Genomic DNA, 21,310 nt, shown 5'->3' with positions numbered 1-21,310 from the left:
GGATGACCGCCATCCCCTCGGCGAAGGACTTCGCGTCCGCCGCGCCGCACCCCGCCAAGATCGAGACTATCCTGCCCGAATTCGGGACCCGCGAGATCCCGCGCCAGCCGACGGTCGAGGCCGAGCGCCTGTATCGCAAGCAGCGCCTGGCGGCCTCGTATCGTCTGTTCGGCCGCTACGGCTTCGACATGGGCGGCGCGGGCCACATCACCGCCCGCGATCCCGAGCTGACCGACCACTTCTGGGTCAATCCGTTCGGCGTCCATTTCAGCCGGATCAAGGTCTCGGACCTGATGCTGGTCAGCCATGACGGCGAGATCGTCCAGCCGCCGGCCAAGGTCCCGCCCCGCCTGAACCGCGCCGCCTTCGCCATCCACTCGCAGCTGCACGAGGCGCGCCCCGACGTGGTCGCGGCCGCCCATTCGCACTCCCTCTACGGCAAGGCCTGGTCGGCCCTGGGCCGCCTGCTGGATCCGCTGACCCAGGACTCGGCGGCCTTCTACGAGGATCACGCCCTGTTCGAGGAGTTCTCCGGCGTCGTGCTCGACACCAGCGAGGGCCAGAAGATCGCCAAGGCGCTGGGCCCCAAGAAGGCGGTGATCCTGCAGAACCACGGCATCCTGACCGTCGGCCAGTCGGTCGAGGCGGCGGTATGGCGCTATCTCGCGCTCGAGAACGCCTGCCAGACCCAGCTCCTGGCCGAGGCCGCTGGCCCGACCAAGCCGATGCCACCCGAGGTGGCCAAGCACACCGCCGGCCAGGTCGGCACGGAGACGGGCGGCGTCTGGGCCTTCCAGCCCTATTGGGACGTCGTCACCGAAGAAGAGCCGGACCTGTTCGACTGATGACCGACTTTTCCCTGTCCCGCCGGGGCCTGATGCTCGGGGGCCTGTCCATCGCCGGACTCGCCGCCTGCTCGCCCAAGACCCAGACGCCCTCCGGCGACCTGTCGGACCTGACCCTGCGGGTGGCGACCTATCGCGGCAATCCCGAGAGCTTCTTCGACAAGGCCGGGATCGCGCCACCGCCGTACAAGCTGGCCCGCACCCAGTTCGCCGGCGGCAACCTGATCGCCGAGGCGATCAACGCCAAGGCGCTGGATTTCGGCGGCATGAGCGAGATCCCACCGATCTTCGTCGCCGGCCATCCGGGCAACCTTGTCCGCATCGTCGGCGTGCTGCGCGGCGACGTGAACAACCAGGTCGTGCTCGTGCCCAAGGGGTCGCCCGTCCAGGACTTCGCCCAGCTGAAGGGCAAGCGCATCGGCTATGTGAAGGCCACGACCTCGCATTACATCCTGCTGCGCCTGCTGGAGAAAGCCGGCCTGGCCTGGGCCGACGTCACGCCCGTGGCGCTGTCGCCCCAGGACGGCCTGGCCGCCTTCCAAAGCGGATCGCTGGACGCCTGGATCATCTACGGCGTCATCGTCTACCAGGCCCGCGAGGCCGGGGCGCGAGTGCTGACCAACGCCCAGGGAATCCTCTCGGGCAACTACCTGATCACCGCCTCCCAGGACGCCCTGGACGACCCGACGCGGCTGCGGGCCATCGGCGACTACGTCCAGCGCTACAGCCAGGTGTTCGACTGGATCAACGCCGATGGCGCGCGCTGGGCCCAGGCCCGCACCGAGGCCACCGGCGTCAAGCAGGCCTATTACGAGCAGGAATTCCGCGAGCGCAGTTCCCCCTACATCCTGGAACCGATCAGCGACGCGGCGATCGCCTCGCAACAGGCGGTGGCGGACGCCTTCGCGGCGGCCAAGGTCATTCCCGGCAAGGTGGACGTCAAGCCTCTCTGGGACGGCCGGCTGACGCCATTTCTCAAGAAAACTTAGAATCACAAATAGATAAGTTCAGAATTCACGATATGAGCAAATCTATCCTGTTGTGAATTTTATATTCGTTGAGCACAGACCTCGCAGATGACAAATCCCTACGAAATAAATCGGGGATAAATAGAATGCCTAGACTATATCTGCGCGACCTGCTGCTCTTCAGCTCGGCCTTGGCGATCACCGGCGCGGCCCGAGCGGCCGAGACCGCGCCCGAGGCCAACGCCGACGGCGCCGCGCCCGCCGTCGAGCAGGTGATCGTCACCGCCGAACGTCGCGCCACCGACCTGCAGAAGACCGCCATCGCCATCTCGGCCTTCGGTCAGCAGGTCCTGGCCGACCGCAAGATCGACAACATCCGCGACCTGTCGGGCCAGATCCCGAACCTCTCGATCAGCCGGGTTACGATCAGCCACACCACCCAGACCTATGCCCTGCGCGGCGTCGGCGAGGCCGATCCGATCCAGGAGCCGGTGCTGGCCGTCTATGTCGACGACGTCTACATCCCACGCCAGATCGGCTCGATGGTCGAGTTCAACGACCTGGAACGGATCGAGGTGCTGCGCGGTCCCCAGGGCACGCTGTACGGCCGCAACTCCAGCGCCGGCGCCCTGCGGATCATCACTCGCGATCCGGGCCAGGCCCTGCGCGCCAAGGCGGAAGTCGGCCTGGGCAACTACGGCGCCGTCGACGTCCGCGCCCTGATCGAGGGCCCTCTGGTCGCCGACAAGCTGTCGGGCAGCCTGTCCTACATCCACCACAAGCGCGACGGGACCGCCTACGATCCGACGCTCGGCCATGACGTTAACCGCATCAATCTGGACGCCTTCCGCGCCAAGCTGCGCTGGACGCCGAGCGAGCCCGTGGATGTCTTGCTGACGGTCAACGCCCTGCGCGACCGCAGCGACACCCGCAGCTATATTCCGGTGAACCAGCCCGGCGGCGTGTTCCGCAAGGACCGCTCCTATTCGGAAGTCGAGCCGACCCAGGACCTGGACCAGATCAGCGGCTCGCTACGCGTCCAGTACGCGCTGTCCGAGCGCCTGAAGCTGAAGTCGATCACCGCCTATGGCGGCTTCAACCTCAACCCCGTCAACTACGACAACGACGGCGAAGCGGCGCTGATCCAGAAGAACCTGATCCACTACAACGATCAGTACGTCACCCAGGAAGTCCAGCTGAACGGCGACTTCGGCGACGTGACCTTCACCAGCGGCCTGTTCTATCTGCACGAGCGGTTCTTCGTGCAGCGCGACGGCTACAGCCGCCGCAACGCCCAGAACACCGACCCGACGGTCACGCCCGGCAACTACAATTTCGCCCGCGCCCACAACATCACCAACACCGACGCCTACGCCGTGTTCGGCGAGGCGACCTGGAAGGCGACCCCGCAACTCTCCCTGACCGGCGGCCTGCGCTGGACCAACGAGGAGAAGGCGTTCGTCTTCGACAACAAGGTGCTGAACCTGGCGGGCCAGGTGACAGGCCAATCGATCAAGGGCAGCGCAGACAAGACCTGGTCGGCGATCACGCCCAAGCTGTCGGCCCAGTACCAATGGACGCCCGACGTCCTGCAGTACGTCAGCTACTCCAAGGGCTTCAAGTCGGGCGGGTTCGACAACCGCGCCACGCGCCTGGACCTGGCGATCCTGCCCTTCGCGCCGGAGGACGTCACCACCTACGAGACCGGCCTGAAGACCCAGCTCCTGGACCAGCGCCTGCGCGCCAATCTCGCCGCCTTCTACAACGACTACCAGAACCTGCAGGTCTCGTTCTACGACCCGGCCTATGTCGGCAGTCGTCGCGGCAACGCCGGCAAGGCCCATACCTACGGCGTCGAACTGGAGACCGAGGCGCGGCCGACCGAGCGGCTCAGCGCCCAGTTCAACGTCGGCTGGCTGTACGCGATCTACGACGACTACAAGGGCGCCGGCGGCGCGGGCGTGAACGCTGACGGCAACCGGTTGCTGAACTCGCCGCGCTGGAGCCTGGCCGGCGGCGTGACCTACGATCTCCCGGTCGACATCCCGGGCGCGCTGCGCCTGGGCCTGAACGCCCAATGGCAGAGCGGGATCGTCACCAGCGCGACCCCCTCCGCCGGCGGTCAGAACAACATCCCCTCGCAAGGCTTCCTGAACGGGGTCGCGACCTGGACGACACCCGACCCGCGCTGGGCCGTCAGCCTGTCGGTCCGCAACATCCTCAATTCCCAGAAGCCGGTCAGCTCCACCTACACGCCGTCCACCGCGATCTACCTGCTGAACTACCCCGATCCCCGGACCGTCCTCGTCACCCTCAAATACGCGCTGTGACCCCATGAGCCAGCATCGCCCTCACCGTCTCTCCGACTTCGTCGCTGACCTCTCCCACCTGCTGGACCAGACCAGCGACGAGGCCGTGATCTTGCGGGAGGGCGGCGTCCTGCTGGCCGAACTGGTTACCAATGACGACTGGCTGCCCGAGGCGCAGAGCCAGCCGGATCCGATCCGCTACCAGCAGTACCTGCTGCACCGAGACCCGGCCGGCCGGTTCTCGGTGGTCAGCTTCGTCTGGGGTCCGGGCCAGTCCACGCCCGTGCACGATCACACCGTGTGGGGCCTGGTGGGCGTGCTGCGCGGGGCCGAGCTGTCGCAAGCCTATGAACGGCGCGGCGAAACCCTGGCGGCGGTCGGCGTGGCCCATCGCCTGGAGCCCGGCCAGATCGAGGCGGTCTCGCCAACGGTCGGCGACATCCACCGCGTCACCAACGCCTTCGACGACCGCACCTCGATCAGCATCCACGTCTACGGCGCCGACATCGGGACGGTGAAGCGCTCGACCTACGACGCCGAGGGCAAGGCCAAGACCTTCATCTCCGGCTACGCCGACGTCCCACCGCCCCTCCTGTTCGATCGCGCCAGCGCCCTGGCCTATGGAGCCGCCGAATGACCTTGTCCGTCGTCACCCCACAAGAGGTCCGCCGCGACCTGATCGCCCGGCGCGAGATCGCCCTGCTGGACCTGCGCGAGGAAGACCCATTTGCCAAAGCGCACCCCCTGTTCGCCTCCCAGTTGCCGCTCTCCCGGCTAGAGGTCGAGATCCTGGACCGCGTCCCGCGCCAGGACACCAAGATCGTCCTCTATGACGACGGCGAGGGCCTGGTCGCGCCCGCCGGCGAACGCCTGGTGACACTGGGCTACACCAACGTCCATGCGCTGGAGGGTGGTCTCGGCGGCTGGCGCGCGACTGGCTACGAGCTGTTCCAGGACGTCAATTCCTACAGCAAGGCGTTCGGCGAACTGGTCGAGGCGCGGCGGCACACCCCGTCTCTGCCCGCCCAGGAGGTCCAGGCGCGCATCGACGCCAAGGCCGACCAGGTGATCCTCGACGCCCGCCGGTTCGAGGAATATGCGGTGATGAGCATCCCCGGCGGCATCAGCACGCCGGGCGCCGAACTCGTCCTGCGGGCCCGCGAGCTGGCGCCCGATCCCGCGACCACCATCATCGTCAACTGCGCCGGCCGAACCCGCAGCCTGATCGGCGCCCAGTCGCTGGTGAACGCCGGCCTGCCCAACCCGGTCTTCGCGCTGCGCAATGGCACCATCGGCTGGACCCTGGCTCAGCAGACGCTGGAGCACGGCCAGTCGCGCAAGTTCCCGGAGGTGCGCGAGCAGACGCTGGAGGAGGCCCGCGCCCGCGCCCGCGACGTCGCCTATCGCGCCGGCGTCCGCCGCCTGGACACCCAGGGCCTGGCCGACCTGGCCAAGGACCAGGACCGCACCCTCTACCGCTTCGACGTCCGCACGCCCGAGGAGTACGCCGCCGGCCATCTGCCCGGCTTCCGCTCCGCGCCCGGCGGGCAGCTCGTGCAGGAGACCGACGTCTTCGCCCCCGTGCGCGGCGGCCGCATCGTCCTGGCCGACGACCTGGGTCCGCGCGCCGACATGACCGCCTCGTGGCTGGCCCAGTTGGGTTGGGAGGTGTTCGTGCTGGAGCCTTTCGCACCAAGTGGGGGCTTCGATACCGCGCTCGAGACCGGCGCCTGGACCGCGCGGCTCCCGGCCCTGCCCGGCGTCGAGACCCTGTCGCCGCGCGACCTGGCCCAGGCGATCGCCGACGAGGCCGTCGTGGTGGTCGACCTCGCCCCCAGCCCGCGCCACCGCAAGGCCCACGTGCCGGGCGCCTGGTTCGCCATCCGCGCCCAGCTGCCCGAGGCGCTGAAGCAGCTTCCTAAGGACAAGGCCATCGTCCTGACCTCGCCCGACGGTGCGCTGGCCGCCCTGGCGGCGGCGGAGCTGGAGGAAGTGACCGATCGTCCGATCCGGGTGCTAGCCGGCGGCACGGAGGGCTGGATCGCCGCCGGCCGCGCGGTCGAGGCCGGCCTGACCCGCGCCGCCAACGCCCCGACGGACGTCTACAAGCGCCCCTACGAGGGCACGGACAACGCCGCCGAGGCGATGCAGGCCTATCTAGACTGGGAGTTCGGCCTGGTCGATCAGCTGGCCCGCGACGGCACGCACGGCTTCTACGTGATCTGAGGCCAGGCGATGACTCTCCAGCTCTATTTCGCCCCCGGTTCTTCATCCCTCGCCCCTCTGGTGGCGCTGGAGGAGATCGACCTCCCGTACGGCGCCAACCGACTGGACCTAGCGGCCGGCGACCAGCGCAAGCCCGAGTACCTCAAGGTCAATCCGCGCGGCCGGGTGCCGACCCTGGTGGTCGACGGTCAGCCGGTGACCGAGGTCCTGGCCATCCTCACCTACCTGGCCCACCGCTATCCGCACAGCGAGCTCCTGCCGCTGGCCGATCCGCTTAAGCTGGCCAAGGCCTACGAGGTGATGAGCTGGTTCGCCAGCACCGTGCACGTCGCCTTCGCCCAGATCGCCCGCCCTGAGCGCTACGCCGATGACGAGGCGATCAAGGCGGCCCTGGCCACGCCCGGCGAGGCGCGCTTCGCCCGCACCCTGACCGACATCGAGCGCCTGGCCCAGGGCCCCGGCCCCTGGCTGCTGGGCGACGGCTTCAGCGCCGTCGACGCCTACGCCCTGGTGATCTGGCGCTGGGCCGAGCGCCGCCAGATCGACACTGGAAAATATCCCGCCTGGAGCGCCAAGGCCGCCCGCGCCTTCGCCCGCCCCTCCGTCGTCCGCGCTCTTCGCAAGGAGGCCGCGCCCGTCACCGCGTGAAGCGCCACGGCCTGATGAGCCGTCAGCATAAATCGCTTGAGAACTCCTCGCTCATCGCCGGGCGAGGCCGTCCCCTAGGATCAACCCGACAAGACTGGAGCCCGCCATGAGCGTCGAATTCATCGGTTTCATCGGCACGCAGCACGCGTCCGAGATCCATCCGCCGACCGGCCCGGCCATCGACGTCTCGTACGTCGAGAAGACCGCCCGCGTGCACGAGGAAGGCGGCTTCGACCGCGCCCTCGTGGCCTTCCACTCGACCGGCCCGGAAAGCCAACTGGTCGTGGCTCACGCCGCCTCGGTGACCAAGAAACTGAACTTCATGATCGCCCACCGTCCCGGCTTCACCCAGCCGACGCTGGCCGCGCGCCAGCTGGCGACGCTGGACCACTTCACCGGCGGCCGCGTCGCGGTGCACATCATCACCGGCGGCTCGGACGAGGAACTGGCCAAGGACGGCGACCACCTGACCAAGGACGAGCGCTACGCCCGCACCAGCGAGTACCTGGACATCGTCCGCGCCGAATGGACCGGCGACAAGCCGTTCGACTACGCGGGCAAGTACTACAAGGTCGACCAGGGCTTCGGCGCGGTGAAGCCGCTGCAGGCGCCCCACATCCCGATCTATTTCGGCGGCTCGTCCGACGCGGCCATCCCGGTGGCCGGCAAGCACGCGGACATCTATGCCCTGTGGGGCGAGACCCAGGCCCAGGTGCGCGAGACCATCGCCCGCGTCCGCGCGGCCGCCGCCAAACACGGCCGCCAAGTGCGGTTCTCGCTGTCGCTGCGCCCCGTGATCGCCGACACCGAGGAGGCCGCCTGGAAGCGCGCCGACGATATCGTCGCCCGCGCCAAGGCCCTGCGTGAAGCCGCGGGCCTGGCCACCACCGGCCACCGACCGCCCAACGCCGGCTCGCAGCGTCTGCTGGACGCCGCCGCCCAGGGCTCGCGCCTGGACAAGCGTCTGTGGACCGGCGTCGCCGCCGTCACCGGCGCCCAGGGCAACTCGACGGGCCTGGTGGGCACGCCCGAACAGGTCGCCGAGAGCCTGCTGGACTACTATGACCTGGGCGTCTCGACCTTCCTGATCCGGGGCTTCGACCCGGTGGAGGACGCGATCGCCTATGGCCGCGACCTGATCCCGCTGGTCCGTCCGCGGGTCGCCGAGCGTGACCTGCGCCTGGCCAAGGCCGCGAGCTGAGCTGATGGCTCCCTACGACGCCGCTCCGCCCTCGCCATCGATCTCGACATCTCCCGTCGATTTCAAGGAGGTGCTGGCGCACCTGGCGAGCGGCGTCGCCATCGTTTCCTGCTGGGACGGCGATACCCCGCGCGGCCTGCTGGTCAGTTCGATCACGGGCCTGTCGGTCGAGCCGCCCCGGTTCCTGTTCTGCGTGCGCAAGCAAGCCGGCTGTCACGACGCGCTGCTGACCCGCCCGCATTTGGGCGTCGCCCTTCTGGGTTCGGCCGACCAGGACGAGGCGCTGCGGTTCGCCAGCAGCCGCCGGGCGGCCGAACGCTTCACGCCCGAGCGCTGGCGTCGCGAACCGAGCGCGCCGATCTATCGGGGCGGGCTGGCCAGCGCCGTCTGCGCCGTCGAGCAGGTCGTCGACGCCGCCACCCACACGATCTTCATCGTCACGGCCGATGAGGTGGCGTTCGCGCCCGGTCCGGCGCTAGTGGCCTGGAACCGGGCGCTTTCCAGCCTGGGCTGAGCCTCAGGAGCAGGCCTCGCAAGCGACCTTCGGGGCCGCCGGCGTCGCACGCGCCGCTCGACGGCGCAGCGTGAGCACCAGACCAGCGGCCGCGACGGCCGCCACCGCCGCATAGGCCGGCGCGCTCAGCGGCCCCATCCGGTCCACCAGCACGCCGCCCAGCACCGCGCCTGCGGCGATGGCGACCTGGAAGGTCGAGGTCAGCAGGCCGCCGGCCAGCTCGGCCTGATCTGGGGCCGCCGAGGTCGCCCAGGACTGGAACCCGACCGGCAGCATGGCGAAGGCGAAACCCCACAAGGTCAGAGCGGCGGCTGTGATCAGCCCGAACCGCCCCAGCAGCACGATGGCCAAGGCCGCCACCGCGATCAGCGCCGCGCCGCTCAGAACCGACAGGCGCGGATCGCGTCCAACCAGGGCCGCGCCGGCCAGATTGCCGAAGAAACCCGCCACGCCGAACGCCAGCAGGGTCAGCGAAATGGCCTTCACGTCCAGATGGGCGATCTGCTCCAGCACCGGGCGCACATAGGTGAAGCCGGCGAAGTGGCCGGAGATGACCAGCAGCACGCCCAGCAACGCCGTCGCCACGGCGGGCCGGCGCCCGACCTCGACCAGACCCGCCAGGCGCGGAACCGAGGTCGGGGCCAGGCGCGGAAGGGTTAGGAGCTGCGTCAGCAGGGCCGCCGCGCCGACCACGCCGGCGATCACGAACGCCGCGCGCCAGCCCAGGGTGTCGCTGACATAGGCGCCGATCGGCGCGGCCGAGACGGTGGCCACCGACACGCCGGTAAAGATCAGCGACATCGCCCTGGGAATGCCGGAAGGCGGCACCAGCCGAATGGCCAGGGCGGCGGCCATCGACCAGAACCCACCCAGGCTGGCGCCCAGCAGCACGCGGGCGACCAACAGAGTCGGCAGATTGGCGGCGAAGATCGTCAGCAGATTGGACAGGCTCAGCAGCGCCATCAGGCCCCACATGACCAGGCGGCGGTCCAGACGTCCGGTCAGGACCGGGACCAGCGGGGCGGCGAAGGCTCCGACCACGGCGGTGGCGGTCACCGCCTGGCCGGCCGCGCCGACGCTGACGCCCAGGTCTCGCGCCAGGGGCGTCAGGACGCTGGCGGGCAGGAATTCAGAGGTCACCAGGGCGAAGACACCCAAGGTCAGGGCGCCGACCGCCGCCCACACGGCGGGACGTTCCGCCTCTGGATGGACCGCATCCACGGCATCTTCGGCTGGCGAGAAAGACATGAAACCCTCCGGGACTGAAGGGCTGATCCAACGGTCGGATCCTGGCCTCCATCCCGGCCGCCCTCGCCCCTCATCTAGGGTCGCGCGACGTCGATCGCCCGTCGGCTCCGGCGCAGATTTTCCGGGCGCGTCTCCAGAACTTTTCGCCGTGCCGGAAGACGCGAATCCGTTGCCGCGCAAGGCCCCGGCGACACGCGCCGCCGGGGCCCGCCCGATCAGTTCGAACGTTCGACCTGGGACACGTCACGCACCGCGCCGCGGGCGGCGTTGGTGGTCATGGCGGCGTAGGCGCGCAGAGCCGGGCTGACCTCGCGCTTGCGATCGGCGGGCTTCCAGGCGTCCTTGTCGCGCGCCAACTGGGCGGCGCGGCGCTGGGCCAGGACCTCGTCCGAGGCCTCAAGTGTGATGCCCCGGTTGGGGATGTCGATCAGGATGGAGTCGCCGGTCTCGACCAGGGCGATCAATCCGCCCTCGCCCGCTTCCGGCGAGACGTGGCCGATCGACAGCCCCGAGGTGCCGCCCGAGAATCGGCCGTCGGTGATCAGGGCGCAGGCCGCGCCCAGGCCCTTCGATTTCAGATAGGTGGTCGGGTACAGCATCTCCTGCATGCCCGGACCGCCCTTGGGACCTTCGTAGCGGATGACCACGACCTCGCCGGCCTTGACCTGGCCGCCGAGGATGCCGCTGACGGCGGTCTCCTGGCTCTCGAACACGCGCGCCGCGCCCTTGAAGGTCAGGATCGAGTCGTCGACCCCGGCGGTTTTCACGATGCAGCCTTCGGGCGCCAGGTTGCCGAACAGCACGGCCAGGCCGCCGTCCTGTGAGAAGGGATGCTCGACCGAGCGGATGACGCCCTTCTCGCGATCCAGGTCCAGGCTCTCCCAGCGGGCCGCCTGGCTGAAGGCGATCTGGGTCGGCTTGCCGCCCGGCGCGGCGCGGAAGAACTCATGGGCGGTGGCGCTGTTGGTGCGGCCGATGTCCCAGCGGGCGAGCGCCTCGGCCATGGTCGTGGCGTGGACGGTCGGCTGGGTGGCGTCGATCAAGCCGCCGCGCTCCAGCTCGCCCAGGATGGCCATGACCCCGCCGGCGCGGTGGACGTCCTCCATGTGCACGTCGGCCTTGGCCGGCGCCACCTTGGACAGGCACGGCACGCGGCGCGACAGGCGATCGATGTCGGCCATGCCGAAATCGACCCCGCCCTCGCTGGCGGCGGCCAGCAAGTGGAGCACAGTGTTGGTCGAGCCGCCCATGGCGATGTCCAGGCTCATGGCGTTCTCGAACGCCGCCCGCGTGGCGATGCCGCGCGGCAGGGCCGTGGGATCTTCCTGCTCGTACCAGCGCTGGCAGAGATCGACGATCAGGCGGCCGGCTTCCTTGAACAGGGCTTCCCGGTCGGCGTGGGTGGCCAGGACCGAGCCGTTGCCAGGCAGCGACAGACCCAGGGCCTCGGTCAGGCAGTTCATCGAGTTTGCCGTGAACATGCCCGAGCACGAGCCGCAGGTCGGGCACGCGGCCTTCTCGATCGCGGTCACTTCCTCGTCGGTGTACTTGTCGTCGGCGGCGACGACCATGGCGTCGACCAGGTCCAGCGCCCGGATCGCGCCCTTCACCTGCACCTTGCCGGCCTCCATCGGACCGCCCGAGACGAAGACCACCGGAATGTTCAGACGCATGGCGGCCATCAGCATGCCGGGCGTGATCTTGTCACAGTTCGAGATGCAGACGATGGCGTCGGCGCAGTGCGCGTTGACCATGTACTCGACGCTGTCGGCGATAAGCTCGCGACTGGGCAGCGAGTACAGCATGCCGCCGTGGCCCATGGCGATGCCGTCGTCCACGGCGATGGTGTTGAATTCCTTGGCCACGCCCCCGGCGGCCTCGATCTCGCGAGCGACCAGCTGGCCCAGGTCCTTCAGGTGCACGTGCCCCGGGACGAACTGGGTGAAGCTGTTGGCCACCGCGATGATCGGCTTGCCGAAGTCCTCGTCCTTCATGCCGGTGGCGCGCCAGAGGCCCCGAGCGCCAGCCATGTTGCGGCCGTGGGTGGAGGTGCGAGAGCGATAGGGAGGCATGGGAAATCTCAATGTCGGCGGTGTGGTCTTTTACGGCCATTCAATCCGTCCGCAAAATATATTAGTAAGAGCGCACTAAGTCGTGCGAGATATCAAATGGACGTTCGGCAACTCCGCCATTTCGCCGCCGTGGCCGAAACCCTGCATTTCGGTCGCGCCGCGGAACGGTTGCACATGACCCAGCCGCCGCTGAGCCAGTCGATCATGAGCTTGGAACGTGTGCTGGGCGCCCCGCTGTTCGCCCGCACCAAGCGCAACGTGCGGCTGACGCCGCTGGGCGAGCAGTGGCTGCCGCACGTGCTGGAGGTCCTGTCCAGCCTCGACGACCTGCCCACCCTCGCGCGCGGCATCCGCGACGGCCAGACCGGACGGCTGTCGCTGTCGTTCGTCAGCACGGCCGACTACAGCGTCCTGCCGTCCCTGGTGCGGCGGTATTCCCAGGCTTTCCCCAATGTCGAGATCCAGCTGGTCGAAGCCACCAGCGACGTGCAGCTGCCCGCGCTGGTGAACGGCGAGCGGCACGCGGGCATCATCATCCCGTCGGCCGAACAGCCGCTGCCACTGTCGTTGAGCTATCGCCGGCTGCTGCGCGAACCTCTAGTGGCCGCTGTTCCAAGCGCCTGGATCGACTCCGGACGCATCGGCGACGCCGAGGCGCTGTCCCCCGATGAGGTGCTGGCCTCGCCGCTGATCCTGTTCCCCAGACAGGTCGCCCCGGCCTTCCACGACCTGGTCACCGGCTATTTCACCGCCCTGGGCGGACGGGCGCGGATCGTCCAGGAGGCCATCCAGATGCAGACGATCATCAGCCTGGTGTCGAGCGGCCTGGGGATCGCCCTGGTGCCGGCGTCCCTGCGCAACCTGGCTCGGACCGGCGTCCGCTACGTTCCGCTGGCGGGCCAGGCGCCCGAGCTGGAGACGGGGCTGGCCTGGCGCGGCGACGACATCGCCCCGCCGCTGGTCAACTTCCTGCGACTGCTCGACTAGCGCGTCGCCCAGGCTCGGCCGACTTCGGAGAGCGGCACGCAACCGTGGTACGCGCCGGGAACGGGATCATACCGCAAGGCCATGGTCGCGCCGGCTTCGGAGGTGAAGTAGCCCACCGTCACCATGTCCTCCAGCGCCGTGAAGAAGTGGGACTGGTTCTGGCCTCGCGCGACACCAGCCTGTTGGTCATAGGTCGTCAGCAGCGCGACCTGATGCTCGGGAGCCAGCGCGACGAAGGCGTCGCCATGCGCCGCGCGGGCGTCGGCGTCCATGCGCGCCAGCCCGCCCAGCAGCTGTTCCACCTGACTCTTCTCGTAGTAGTCGCCGACCGCGCGGTCGATGAACTGCGGCACGCCGGCCGCGCGCGCGCCGGGGGAGTCCGTCGCCGGGATGATCAGCTCGGCGACCACGTCCAGCAGCCGGGCCTGGTCCTGCGTCAGGGCGGTAGGGGTCCAGGTCAGGGCCGGGGCGGGCGCGGCGGCGGCCAGGGCGCGCTCGGCCCAGCCGGAAGCTCCAACCCCGACCGCCAGGGCCAAGCCACGGATTGCATCGCGTCGGTTCAGCATCACAGGTCTCCCCGCTTGCGAGCCTTGACCGCATGGTCGGCGGCCCGCGCCGTCAGCGCCATGTAGGTCAGGGACGGGTTCACGCACGAGGCCGAGGTCATGGCCGCGCCATCGGTGACATAGACGTTCTTGCACTCGTGGACCTGGTTGTGGGCGTTCAGCACCGAGGTCTTGGGATCGCGCCCCATGCGGGCGGTGCCCATCTCGTGGATGCCCAGGCCTGGCGCGTAACCGCCATCCTTGCCCTGGACGTTCTTGAAGCCCGCCGCCTCCAGCATCTCGGCCGCCGCATTCTGCATGTCGCGGCGCATGGCGATCTCGTTCTCGCGGATGGTGACGTTGAATGTCAGGGTCGGCAGGCCGAACGCGTCCTTCACGTCTCGGTTCAGGGTGACGCGGTTGTCCTCGTAGGGAAGGATCTCGCCGAAACCGCCCAGCCCCATGGTCCAAGGACCAGGCTGGCTGAGCGCGGCCTTGCGGCTCGCGCCGAAACCCTTGGCGCCTTGGGCGCGATTGCCCAGATCCCGGTCCCAGCCCGCCCGATAGGCGCCGCCCTGGTAGCCGAAGCCGCGCAGATAGTCGCTGCGCTTGGTGGCCGCGTCGCCCAGGTTGCGGAAGCGCGGCACGTAGATGCCGTTCGGCCGCCGCCCCGAATAATACATGTCGGCGAACTCGGGCGCCTCGCCGGTCGCGCCCACGCCCAGATGGTGGTCCATGACATTGCGGCCCAGCTGGTCGCTGGCGTTGCCGAAACCATTGGGAAACCGCGAACTCGTCGAGTTCATCATGATCCAGGTCGAGTTGAAGGCCGAGGCGCACAGGAACACGACGTCGGCGTAGAACTCCTCGTCCTTCTTCGTCTCGGCGTCCAGGATGCGCACGCCGGTCGCCTTGCCCGCCTTCTCGTCATAGATCAGCTCGGTGACGATCGAGTTGGGCCGGATCACCATGTTGCCGGTGCGTTCCGCCGCCACCAGCCCACCGGAATTTGAGCTGTAGTAGCCGCCGAACGGGCAGCCGCGGATGCACATGTTGCGGAACTGGCACTTGGTGCGACCCAGGCTCAGCTGCTCCTCGGTCGGCTCGGTCAGGTGCGCCGCCCGGCCGATCGAGACCCGGCGCTCGGGAAAGCGCGCCTCGGACTTGGCCTTGAAGGCCTTCTCTACGCAGTTCATTTCCATCGGCGGCTGGTAGTGGCCGTCGGGGAAGTGGGCCAGGCCCTCGCGCTGGCCTGACACGCCGATGAAGCGCTCGACGTGCTCGTACCAGGGAGCCAGGTCCTCGTAGCGGATCGGCCAGTCGACCCCGATCCCCTCGCGGCCGTTGGCCTCGAAGTCGATCGGGCTGTGACGATAGCTCTGGCGCCCCCAGGTCAGCGAGCGGCCGCCGACGTGATAGCCCCGGATCCAGTCGAAGCGGCTTTCCTCGGAATACGGGTTCTCGTCGTCGCGGACGAAGAAGTGCTGGGTGTATTCCGTCATCGTGTAGTTGGTGCGGCGCTGCACCGGATAGTGCGCGGCCAGCTCGGCCTGCGGCAGCTGTCCCTGCGGGTACTTTGTCTGCCAGGGATCGAGGACGGCGGTCGGATAGTCCTCGAGGTGACGGACCATGCGCCCCCGCTCCAGGACCAGAACCTTGAGGCCCTTCTGGGTCAGCTCCTTGGCGGCTATGCCGCCGGTAATACCGCTACCCACCACGATGGCGTCGTACGTGTTCTTTCGACGCGCGCGGCCGTTCAGATTGGCCATGTTCGCTCCCTTGCGCGGACGCTCGATGGACCACGCCGGAAGCTTTAAGCAACGCGACGCCCCGACCTCGGCGACCCCTTCATTCTTGCCTGGAGGCTTCCATGAAATGGGTTACATTGCAAGAAAGCTCGGCATTTCACGTCAAAATCGTCGTGTCACAGGGAGGAACAAGGACACCATGAGCAGACCAACCGTTCGGACTCGCCGCCTCGCCGCCGGATTGCTGCTGGGCGGCCTGGCGTTTTGCGCGAGCGTCGCCGCCAGCGCCCAGGAGCCCAAGGCCGGGCCGTGGCGCCCCCTGTTCGACGGCAAGACCCTGAACGGCTGGACGCCGAAGGTCGCCAAGCATCCCGCCGGCGAGAACTATCGCGACACCTTCGTGGTCGACCATGGCGCGATCCGGGTGTCCTACGCCGGCTACGACAAGCTGGACGGCCAGTTCGGACACCTGTTCTACAAGACCCCGTTCAAGGCCTATCGCCTGCGCCTGACCTACCGCTTCCTCACCGAAGGCGGCCTGCCGGACACGCCGGCCTGGGCGCGCAGCAACAGCGGGATCATGTTTCTCAGCCAGAGCCCGGAAAGCATGACGGTCGACCAGCCCTTCCCGGTCTCGGTCGAGTTCCAGCTGCTCGGCAAGGATGGCGACGCGCCCCGTCCCACCGGCGCGGTCTGTACGCCGGGGATCACCATCACCATCGACGGCGCCAAGGTCAAAGAGCACTGCACGGTCCCCGCCAACGCCCCGACCATCCCGAACGGGACCTGGGTCCAGGCCGAACTCGACGTCCTGCCGAACGGCGAGATCACCCAGAAGATCAACGGCGTGGCGGTCCACCACTATGCGGACGCCACCCTGGATCCCGACGACACCGTCGCGGGCGGCGCCAAGCCCTACATCCTGGCGCGCGGTGCCCAGCCGGTGACCGAGGGCTACATCGCCCTGCAGAGCGAGGGCCACCCGATCGAGTTCAAGGACATCCAGATCCAGGAGCTGACGGCGCGCTAGAGCCCTTTCCGACCTGATCGAAACGATCAGTCGGATAAAAAGGGCTCTAAATCAAAAACTTGGAGCATTTCACCGATCCATCCGGATCGGGAAATGCTCTAGGCGCCGTCAGAGCTTCCAAGGGCTATTTCTTCAGCGAGCCCAGATACTGGATCACGGCGGCGCGGTCGTCGGCGTTCGGCGCGCCCAGCAGCATCTTGGTCCCCGGCACAGTCTTGCCTGGGGCCTTGATAAAGGCGTCCAGCTGGTCAGGCGTCCAGGTGATGCCCGAGGCCTTCATCGCGGCGCTGTAGGCGAAGCCGGGCGCGGTCCCGGCCTTGCGACCGACGACCCCGGCCAGCGGCGGGCCCATCTTGCCCGGCTGGGGCTGCAACGAATGGCAGACCGTGCAGCGCTGCTCGAACACCTGCTGCCCCGAGGGCGCGGCGACGGCGCTGGTCGCCATGGCGGCCGGGATTGCCCCGGCCACGATGGCGGCGAGCGTAAGCTGGAACTTCATCGAGGGTGCTCTCCGTCAGAAAGGGCGGTGGCCTACAGGCCCAGTAGCCGGCGATTGCGGCCGGCGTCGGACCCGCTGCCGGCGAAATCGTCGAACGCCTTGTCCGTGACCCGGATGATGTGGTCGCGAATGAACGGCGCGCCTTCGCGGGCGCCCTGCTCGGGATGCTTGAGGGCGCACTCCCATTCCAGCACCGCCCAGCCGTCATAGTCGTACTGGGCCAGCTTGGAGAAGATCGCCTTGAAGTCCACCTGGCCATCGCCCAGCGAACGGAAACGCCCCGGCCGATCGACCCAGCCCTGATAGCCGCCATAGACGCCCGACTGAGCCGTCGGCCGGAACTCGGCGTCCTTGACGTGGAAGGCCTTGATCCGCTCGTGATAGCGATCGATGTAGGCCAGATAGTCCAGCTGCTGCAGCACGAAGTGGCTGGGGTCGTAGAGGATGTTGGCGCGCGGGTGGCCGCCCACCTCGTCCAGGAACCGCTCGAACGTCGCGCCGTCGTGCAGGTCCTCGCCCGGATGGATCTCGTAGGCGACGTCGACGCCTTCGTTGTCGAAGACATCCAGGATCGGCTTCCAGCGGCGGCCCAATTCGGCGAAGGCTTCCTCGACCAGGCCCGCGGGCCGCTGCGGCCAAGGATAGAAGTACGGCCAGGCCAGCGCGCCCGAGAAGGTGGCGTGGGCCTTCAGCCCCAGGCGCCGGCTGGCGACGGCGGCGGCCTTGACCTGTCCCACGGCCCATTCCTGGCGTTCCTTGGGCTTGCCGCGCAGCTCCGGCGGGGCGAAGCCGTCGAACAGCTCGTCATAGGCCGGATGCACCGCGACCAGTTGGCCCTGCAGGTGGGTCGACAGCTCGGTAATCCGCAGGCCATGTCCGGCCAGCAGGCCGGCGATGTCGTCGCAATAGGTCTGGCTTTCCGCCGCCAGCGCCAGGTCGAAGAACGAGTCCGCGCCGCCGGTCGGCATCTGCACGCCGACATAGCCGAGCTCCGCGACCCACTTGGCCATAGTCTCCAGCTTGTCGAACGGCGGCTCGCTGCCGATGAACTGGGCCAGAAAGATGGCCGGCCCCTTGAGCGTCTTCATCGCCCTGCTCCTTCAAGCGTGACCCAGCCCGCGTCGTCCCGGCTGGCCGCCACGGCGCGCTCGACGAAGGCCATGCCGCGCACGCCCTCCGCGATGTCGGGCACGAACCCGCCGCCCTGGCCGCTCGCGATGGCGTCGGCGAAGTCGCGATAGATGTTGGCGAAGGCCTCGATGAAGCCTTCCGGATGTCCCGTCGGCAGCCGCGTCACAGCGCGGGCGGCCGCGCCCAGATAGCCCGAGCCGGCATGCAGCACCTGGCTGGGGCCGTCCAGCCAGTCCAGGGTCAGCAAGTTGGGATCCTCGTGCGACCAGGTCAGGCCGCCCTTCTCGCCATAGACGCTGAGGGTCAGGCCGTTGCGCGCGCCGGCCGAGACCTGCGAGGCGATCAGCACGCCCCGCGCGCCGCCCTCGAACCGCAGCAGCACATTGCAGTCGTCGTCCAGGCCTCGCCCGGGCACGATGGTCGAGACGTCGGCGCACAGGCGCTCGACGCGAACGCCGGTCACGAACTCGGCGATGTTGAAGGCGTGCACGCCGATGTCGCCGATGCAGCCGCCGACGCCCGACTGGGCGGGATCGGCTCGCCAACTGGCCTGCTTGTTGTCGCCGTCGCGCTCCAGCGGCTTCGACAGCCAGCCCTGCGAATACTCGACGACCACCTTGCGCACGGCGCCCAGATCGCCGCGCGCCACGATCTCGCGCGCCTCGCGGACCATCGGATAGCCGGTGTAGGTGTAGGTCAGGCCATAGAGCTTGCCCGAGGCGGCGACCACCTCGGCCAGCTCCCGCGCCTGGGCCAGGTTCAGGGTCGCGGGCTTGTCGCTGATCACATGCAGGCCGCCCCGCAGCGCGGCGGCCGAAACGTCGAAATGCAGGTGGTTGGGCGTGACGACCGAGACCAGGTCGACACCATCGCCCCGCGCCCGTTCGGCCGCGATCATCGCGTGATGATCCGGATAGACCCGGTCAGGCGCGACGCCCCAGTCGGCGGCCGCCTTGGCGTTCTTGGCCGGGTCGCGGCTGAATACCCCGGCAACGAGTCGGATGCGGCCGTCCAGCTCGGCGGCCATGCGGTGCACGGGCCCGATGAACGAGCCCGGTCCGCCGCCGACCATGGCCAGTCGCAGGCTCATCAGGCGACCACCTTGGCCAGGTAGTCGTAGCTGATCTTGGCCGACTCCAGCCGGGCGTGGGCGAACGGCGGCTCCTGCTCGTAGTAGAAACCCCGGACCCCGGTGCCATAGGCGGCAGGCAGCAGCCTCTTCCAGTCGATCATGCCGCCGCCGACCTCGGTCGGATCCTGCTGCAGGACGAAATTGGCCTTGGTGGTCGGCTTGATGTCCTTGACGTGCATCTGGGTGAAGCGGCCCGGATAGGCCTTCAGCAGGGCGAACGGGTCCTGGCCCGCGGCCGTGACCCAGCCGGCGTCCATCTCGAAGGTGACCAGGTTCGGATCCGTGCCCTTCAGCAGGATCTCCATGCCATTCGTGTCACCCAGCGGCGCGAACTCGAAATTGTGGTTGTGGTAGCCGCTGACGATGCCGGCCTTCTTCAGCACGGCGGCCTTCTCGTTCAGGAAGTCGGCGTTCCACTTCCAGTCGTCGGCGGTCATCTGGGCGCCGGCCTGGCGCAGATCCGCGCCGGTGAAGCGGTCCGGGATGTAGAGGATCGGCATGATCGCCGACTTCACCCCGATCACGTGCAGCTCGTCGGCCAGCTTGGCCAGATCGCCGCTGAAGCCGTTCGGACCCTTGGGCGAGATGTGGGCGCTGGGGGCGACCAGTCCGGCCTTGTCGAAGGCGGCGCGCAGCTCGGCCGGGGTGCGGCCGAGATAGCCGGCCAGTTCCACCGACTTGAAGCCGATCTTGGCCACCGTGGCGAGCTGGGCGTCCAGCTCCTTCGCCAGGTCCGGACCCAGACTGTAGAGCTGGATGCCGACGGGCAGCTTGTGGCGCTGGAAGAACGGCGTCTCGGCCGCAGCGGCCGCGCCGGCGAAGGCCGCGCCAAGGGTGGCCGCGCCGGCGGCCAGCAGTCCGCGCCGCGAAAGGGCGGCGGCTCGGGTTTCGTAAGCGGTTGAGCGCACGAGGCTTTCCTTTTGCATGGGACTAGACTTGAGCCGGGCTGGCGGTGGCGGGAACGTCATCGGTCTCGGCGACCGGACCACGCGACGGCGGACGGAAGAATAGGGCCAGCAGGACCACGGCCGCCAAGGCCATGCCGGTCGGGACGAGGAACAGACTGGTGTAGTCCACCGTCCCGCCAGCGCTGAGACGGCTGATCAGCGACGGGAAGAGGAAGCTGGCGACCACGTTGCCGACGCCCAGGATCAACAGGTTGAACAGACCCTGGGCGCTGGAGCGGACGTCCTTGGGGAACACCGCGTCGACGAAGATGTACACGGTGGCGAAGAAGAACGCGTAGCAGATCCCGTGCAGCAACTGCACGGCCACGATCACCGGGATGCTGTCGGCGAAGAAGGCGAAGACCGCAAAGCGCGCGGCGTGGCCCAGCACGCCGATGATCATCGTGATCTTCCAGCCCAGCCTGACCAGCACGCGACCCAGGAAGAACATGGTGAGGATCTCGGCCACCTGGCCCAGGCTCAGCACCACCATGCTGAGGTTGCCGGCGATCCCAACGCGATTAGTCAGGAAGGCGTCGGCCATGACGAAGTAGCCGTTATGGATCACGGAATCGATGAAGGTGACCAGGAACAGCACCAGCACGAATGGCGCGGCCAGCAGCTTGAAGGCGCGCCGCCAGGCCAGGTTGTCGATCCCCGGCGCGTCCTTGCGGGCCGGCGTATGCGGCAGGGTCAGCGAATAGGCGGCGAAGACGAACGACAGGATCGCCGCGACCAGGAAGATCCACCGCACCTGTTCGGCCGAGGAATGGGCGCCCAGCAGGAAGACGAAGGGCCAGCTGACCAGCACCCAGCCGACCGTGCCGCCCATGCGCACCGCGCCGAAGTCGGCGGCCGGATCGCGCAGATTGGCGAAGGCGATCGAGTTGGTCACCGACAGGGTCGGCACATAGACCAGGCTGAAGATCAGGTAGCAGGCGAAGAAGGGCCAGAAACTGGTCGCGAACGCGGTCCCGACCAGGGCCAGGCCGCCGATCAGGTGGCTGACCGCCAGGAAGCGCTCGGCCGAGAAGTTGCGGTCCGCGAACTGATTGGAGAAGAAGATGCCGACCAGGGCGGCCACGCCCCACGAGCTGCCGACCAGCGATTGCTGCCACGGCGCGAAGCCCAGCATGCCCATGTAGGGAAAGATCTTCGGCGCCCAGGCGCCCCAGATCGCCAGTTGCAGCACCATCATCAGGAAGAGCCGGAAGCTCGTCTTCATGGTTCTGGCCCTCCCCGACCAGCTTGGGCGGCCGT

Annotated in this window: 19 protein-coding genes; 10 read left to right on the top strand and 9 right to left on the bottom strand. The window is 68.5% G+C overall.

Annotation, left to right across the window (positions count from 1 at the left end):
• Nucleotides 1-2: 2 nt before the first annotated feature.
• The 8 genes from K8940_RS10365 to K8940_RS10330 all read left to right on the top strand — a co-directional run bounded on the left by K8940_RS10365 (nt 3) and on the right by K8940_RS10330 (nt 8,711).
• A complete protein-coding gene (locus K8940_RS10365) occupies nt 3-845 on the top strand; it encodes a class II aldolase/adducin family protein (protein WP_223395295.1) in 843 nt (280 codons plus the stop codon).
• Complete coding sequence (locus K8940_RS10360; RefSeq protein WP_223395294.1) at nt 845-1,834, top strand: ABC transporter substrate-binding protein; 990 nt, start codon at nt 845-847, stop codon at nt 1,832-1,834. The genes K8940_RS10365 and K8940_RS10360 overlap by 1 nt, the downstream gene beginning before the upstream one ends.
• A 125-nt stretch (nt 1,835-1,959) precedes the next feature.
• Entirely contained in the window at nt 1,960-4,143 is a 2,184-nt protein-coding gene (locus K8940_RS10355) for a TonB-dependent receptor (protein ID WP_223395293.1), read from the top strand.
• Between the two features lie 4 nt (nt 4,144-4,147).
• Nucleotides 4,148-4,759 (top strand): cysteine dioxygenase, encoded by a 612-nt coding sequence (locus K8940_RS10350; RefSeq protein WP_223395292.1) that lies wholly within the window; start codon nt 4,148-4,150, stop codon nt 4,757-4,759.
• The gene (locus K8940_RS10345; protein WP_223395291.1) at nt 4,756-6,348 is read left to right on the top strand and encodes a rhodanese-like domain-containing protein; all 1,593 of its coding nucleotides are present in this window, start codon (nt 4,756-4,758) and stop codon (nt 6,346-6,348) included. Before K8940_RS10350 ends, K8940_RS10345 begins: the two co-directional genes overlap by 4 nt.
• 9 nt (nt 6,349-6,357) lie before the next feature.
• Entirely contained in the window at nt 6,358-6,996 is a 639-nt protein-coding gene (locus tag K8940_RS10340) for a glutathione S-transferase family protein (RefSeq protein WP_223395290.1), read from the top strand.
• A gap of 106 nt (nt 6,997-7,102) precedes the next feature.
• Nucleotides 7,103-8,197: an LLM class flavin-dependent oxidoreductase gene (locus K8940_RS10335; RefSeq protein WP_223395288.1), complete on the top strand. Its 1,095-nt coding sequence runs from the start codon at nt 7,103-7,105 to the stop codon at nt 8,195-8,197.
• 4 nt (nt 8,198-8,201) lie between these two features.
• Nucleotides 8,202-8,711 (top strand): flavin reductase family protein, encoded by a 510-nt coding sequence (locus K8940_RS10330; protein WP_223395287.1) that lies wholly within the window; start codon nt 8,202-8,204, stop codon nt 8,709-8,711.
• A 3-nt stretch (nt 8,712-8,714) separates the two neighbouring features.
• Here the strand turns inward: K8940_RS10330 and K8940_RS10325 are convergent, their stop codons facing one another.
• Both K8940_RS10325 and ilvD read right to left on the bottom strand, forming a co-directional pair.
• Complete coding sequence (locus K8940_RS10325) at nt 8,715-9,959, bottom strand: MFS transporter (RefSeq protein ID WP_223395286.1); 1,245 nt, start codon at nt 9,957-9,959, stop codon at nt 8,715-8,717.
• A 215-nt stretch (nt 9,960-10,174) separates the two neighbouring features.
• On the bottom strand, nt 10,175-12,031 hold the full coding sequence (gene ilvD / locus K8940_RS10320; protein ID WP_223395285.1) for a dihydroxy-acid dehydratase: 1,857 nt from the start codon (nt 12,029-12,031) through the stop codon (nt 10,175-10,177).
• A 96-nt stretch (nt 12,032-12,127) separates the two neighbouring features.
• Between ilvD and K8940_RS10315 the strand changes: the two genes are divergently transcribed.
• Nucleotides 12,128-13,018 (top strand): LysR family transcriptional regulator, encoded by an 891-nt coding sequence (locus tag K8940_RS10315; protein WP_223395284.1) that lies wholly within the window; start codon nt 12,128-12,130, stop codon nt 13,016-13,018.
• Here K8940_RS10315 and K8940_RS10310 read toward each other — a convergent pair.
• Entirely contained in the window at nt 13,015-13,584 is a 570-nt protein-coding gene (locus K8940_RS10310) for a gluconate 2-dehydrogenase subunit 3 family protein (protein WP_223395283.1), read from the bottom strand. The genes K8940_RS10315 and K8940_RS10310 overlap by 4 nt on opposite strands.
• Nucleotides 13,584-15,332 (bottom strand): GMC oxidoreductase, encoded by a 1,749-nt coding sequence (locus tag K8940_RS10305; protein ID WP_223395282.1) that lies wholly within the window; start codon nt 15,330-15,332, stop codon nt 13,584-13,586. The genes K8940_RS10310 and K8940_RS10305 overlap by 1 nt, the downstream gene beginning before the upstream one ends.
• Nucleotides 15,333-15,438: 106 nt before the next feature.
• Between K8940_RS10305 and K8940_RS10300 the strand changes: the two genes are divergently transcribed.
• A complete protein-coding gene (locus K8940_RS10300; protein WP_411675592.1) occupies nt 15,439-16,341 on the top strand; it encodes a DUF1080 domain-containing protein in 903 nt (300 codons plus the stop codon).
• A 124-nt stretch (nt 16,342-16,465) separates the two neighbouring features.
• Here the strand turns inward: K8940_RS10300 and K8940_RS10295 are convergent, their stop codons facing one another.
• The 5 genes from K8940_RS10295 to K8940_RS10275 are packed head-to-tail and all read right to left on the bottom strand — an operon-like array spanning nt 16,466 to nt 21,275.
• Complete coding sequence (locus K8940_RS10295) at nt 16,466-16,840, bottom strand: c-type cytochrome (RefSeq protein WP_223395280.1); 375 nt, start codon at nt 16,838-16,840, stop codon at nt 16,466-16,468.
• Nucleotides 16,841-16,872: 32 nt separating this feature from the next.
• Entirely contained in the window at nt 16,873-17,928 is a 1,056-nt protein-coding gene (locus tag K8940_RS10290; protein ID WP_223395278.1) for a sugar phosphate isomerase/epimerase family protein, read from the bottom strand.
• On the bottom strand, nt 17,925-19,061 hold the full coding sequence (locus K8940_RS10285; protein ID WP_223395276.1) for a Gfo/Idh/MocA family protein: 1,137 nt from the start codon (nt 19,059-19,061) through the stop codon (nt 17,925-17,927). The genes K8940_RS10290 and K8940_RS10285 overlap by 4 nt, the downstream gene beginning before the upstream one ends.
• Nucleotides 19,061-20,029, bottom strand: coding sequence for a sugar phosphate isomerase/epimerase family protein (locus tag K8940_RS10280; RefSeq protein WP_223395274.1), 969 nt, complete (start codon nt 20,027-20,029; stop codon nt 19,061-19,063). Before K8940_RS10280 ends, K8940_RS10285 begins: the two co-directional genes overlap by 1 nt.
• A gap of 4 nt (nt 20,030-20,033) precedes the next feature.
• Nucleotides 20,034-21,275, bottom strand: coding sequence for an MFS transporter (locus K8940_RS10275; RefSeq protein ID WP_223395272.1), 1,242 nt, complete (start codon nt 21,273-21,275; stop codon nt 20,034-20,036).
• Nucleotides 21,276-21,310 lie beyond the last annotated feature (35 nt).

The sequence above is a fragment of the Caulobacter segnis genome, assembly GCF_019931575.1.
Taxonomy (GTDB): domain Bacteria; phylum Pseudomonadota; class Alphaproteobacteria; order Caulobacterales; family Caulobacteraceae; genus Caulobacter; species Caulobacter segnis_C.
The sequence above is the reverse complement of the archived record's forward strand: the minus strand, read 5'-3'. Positions and strand labels throughout refer to the sequence as shown.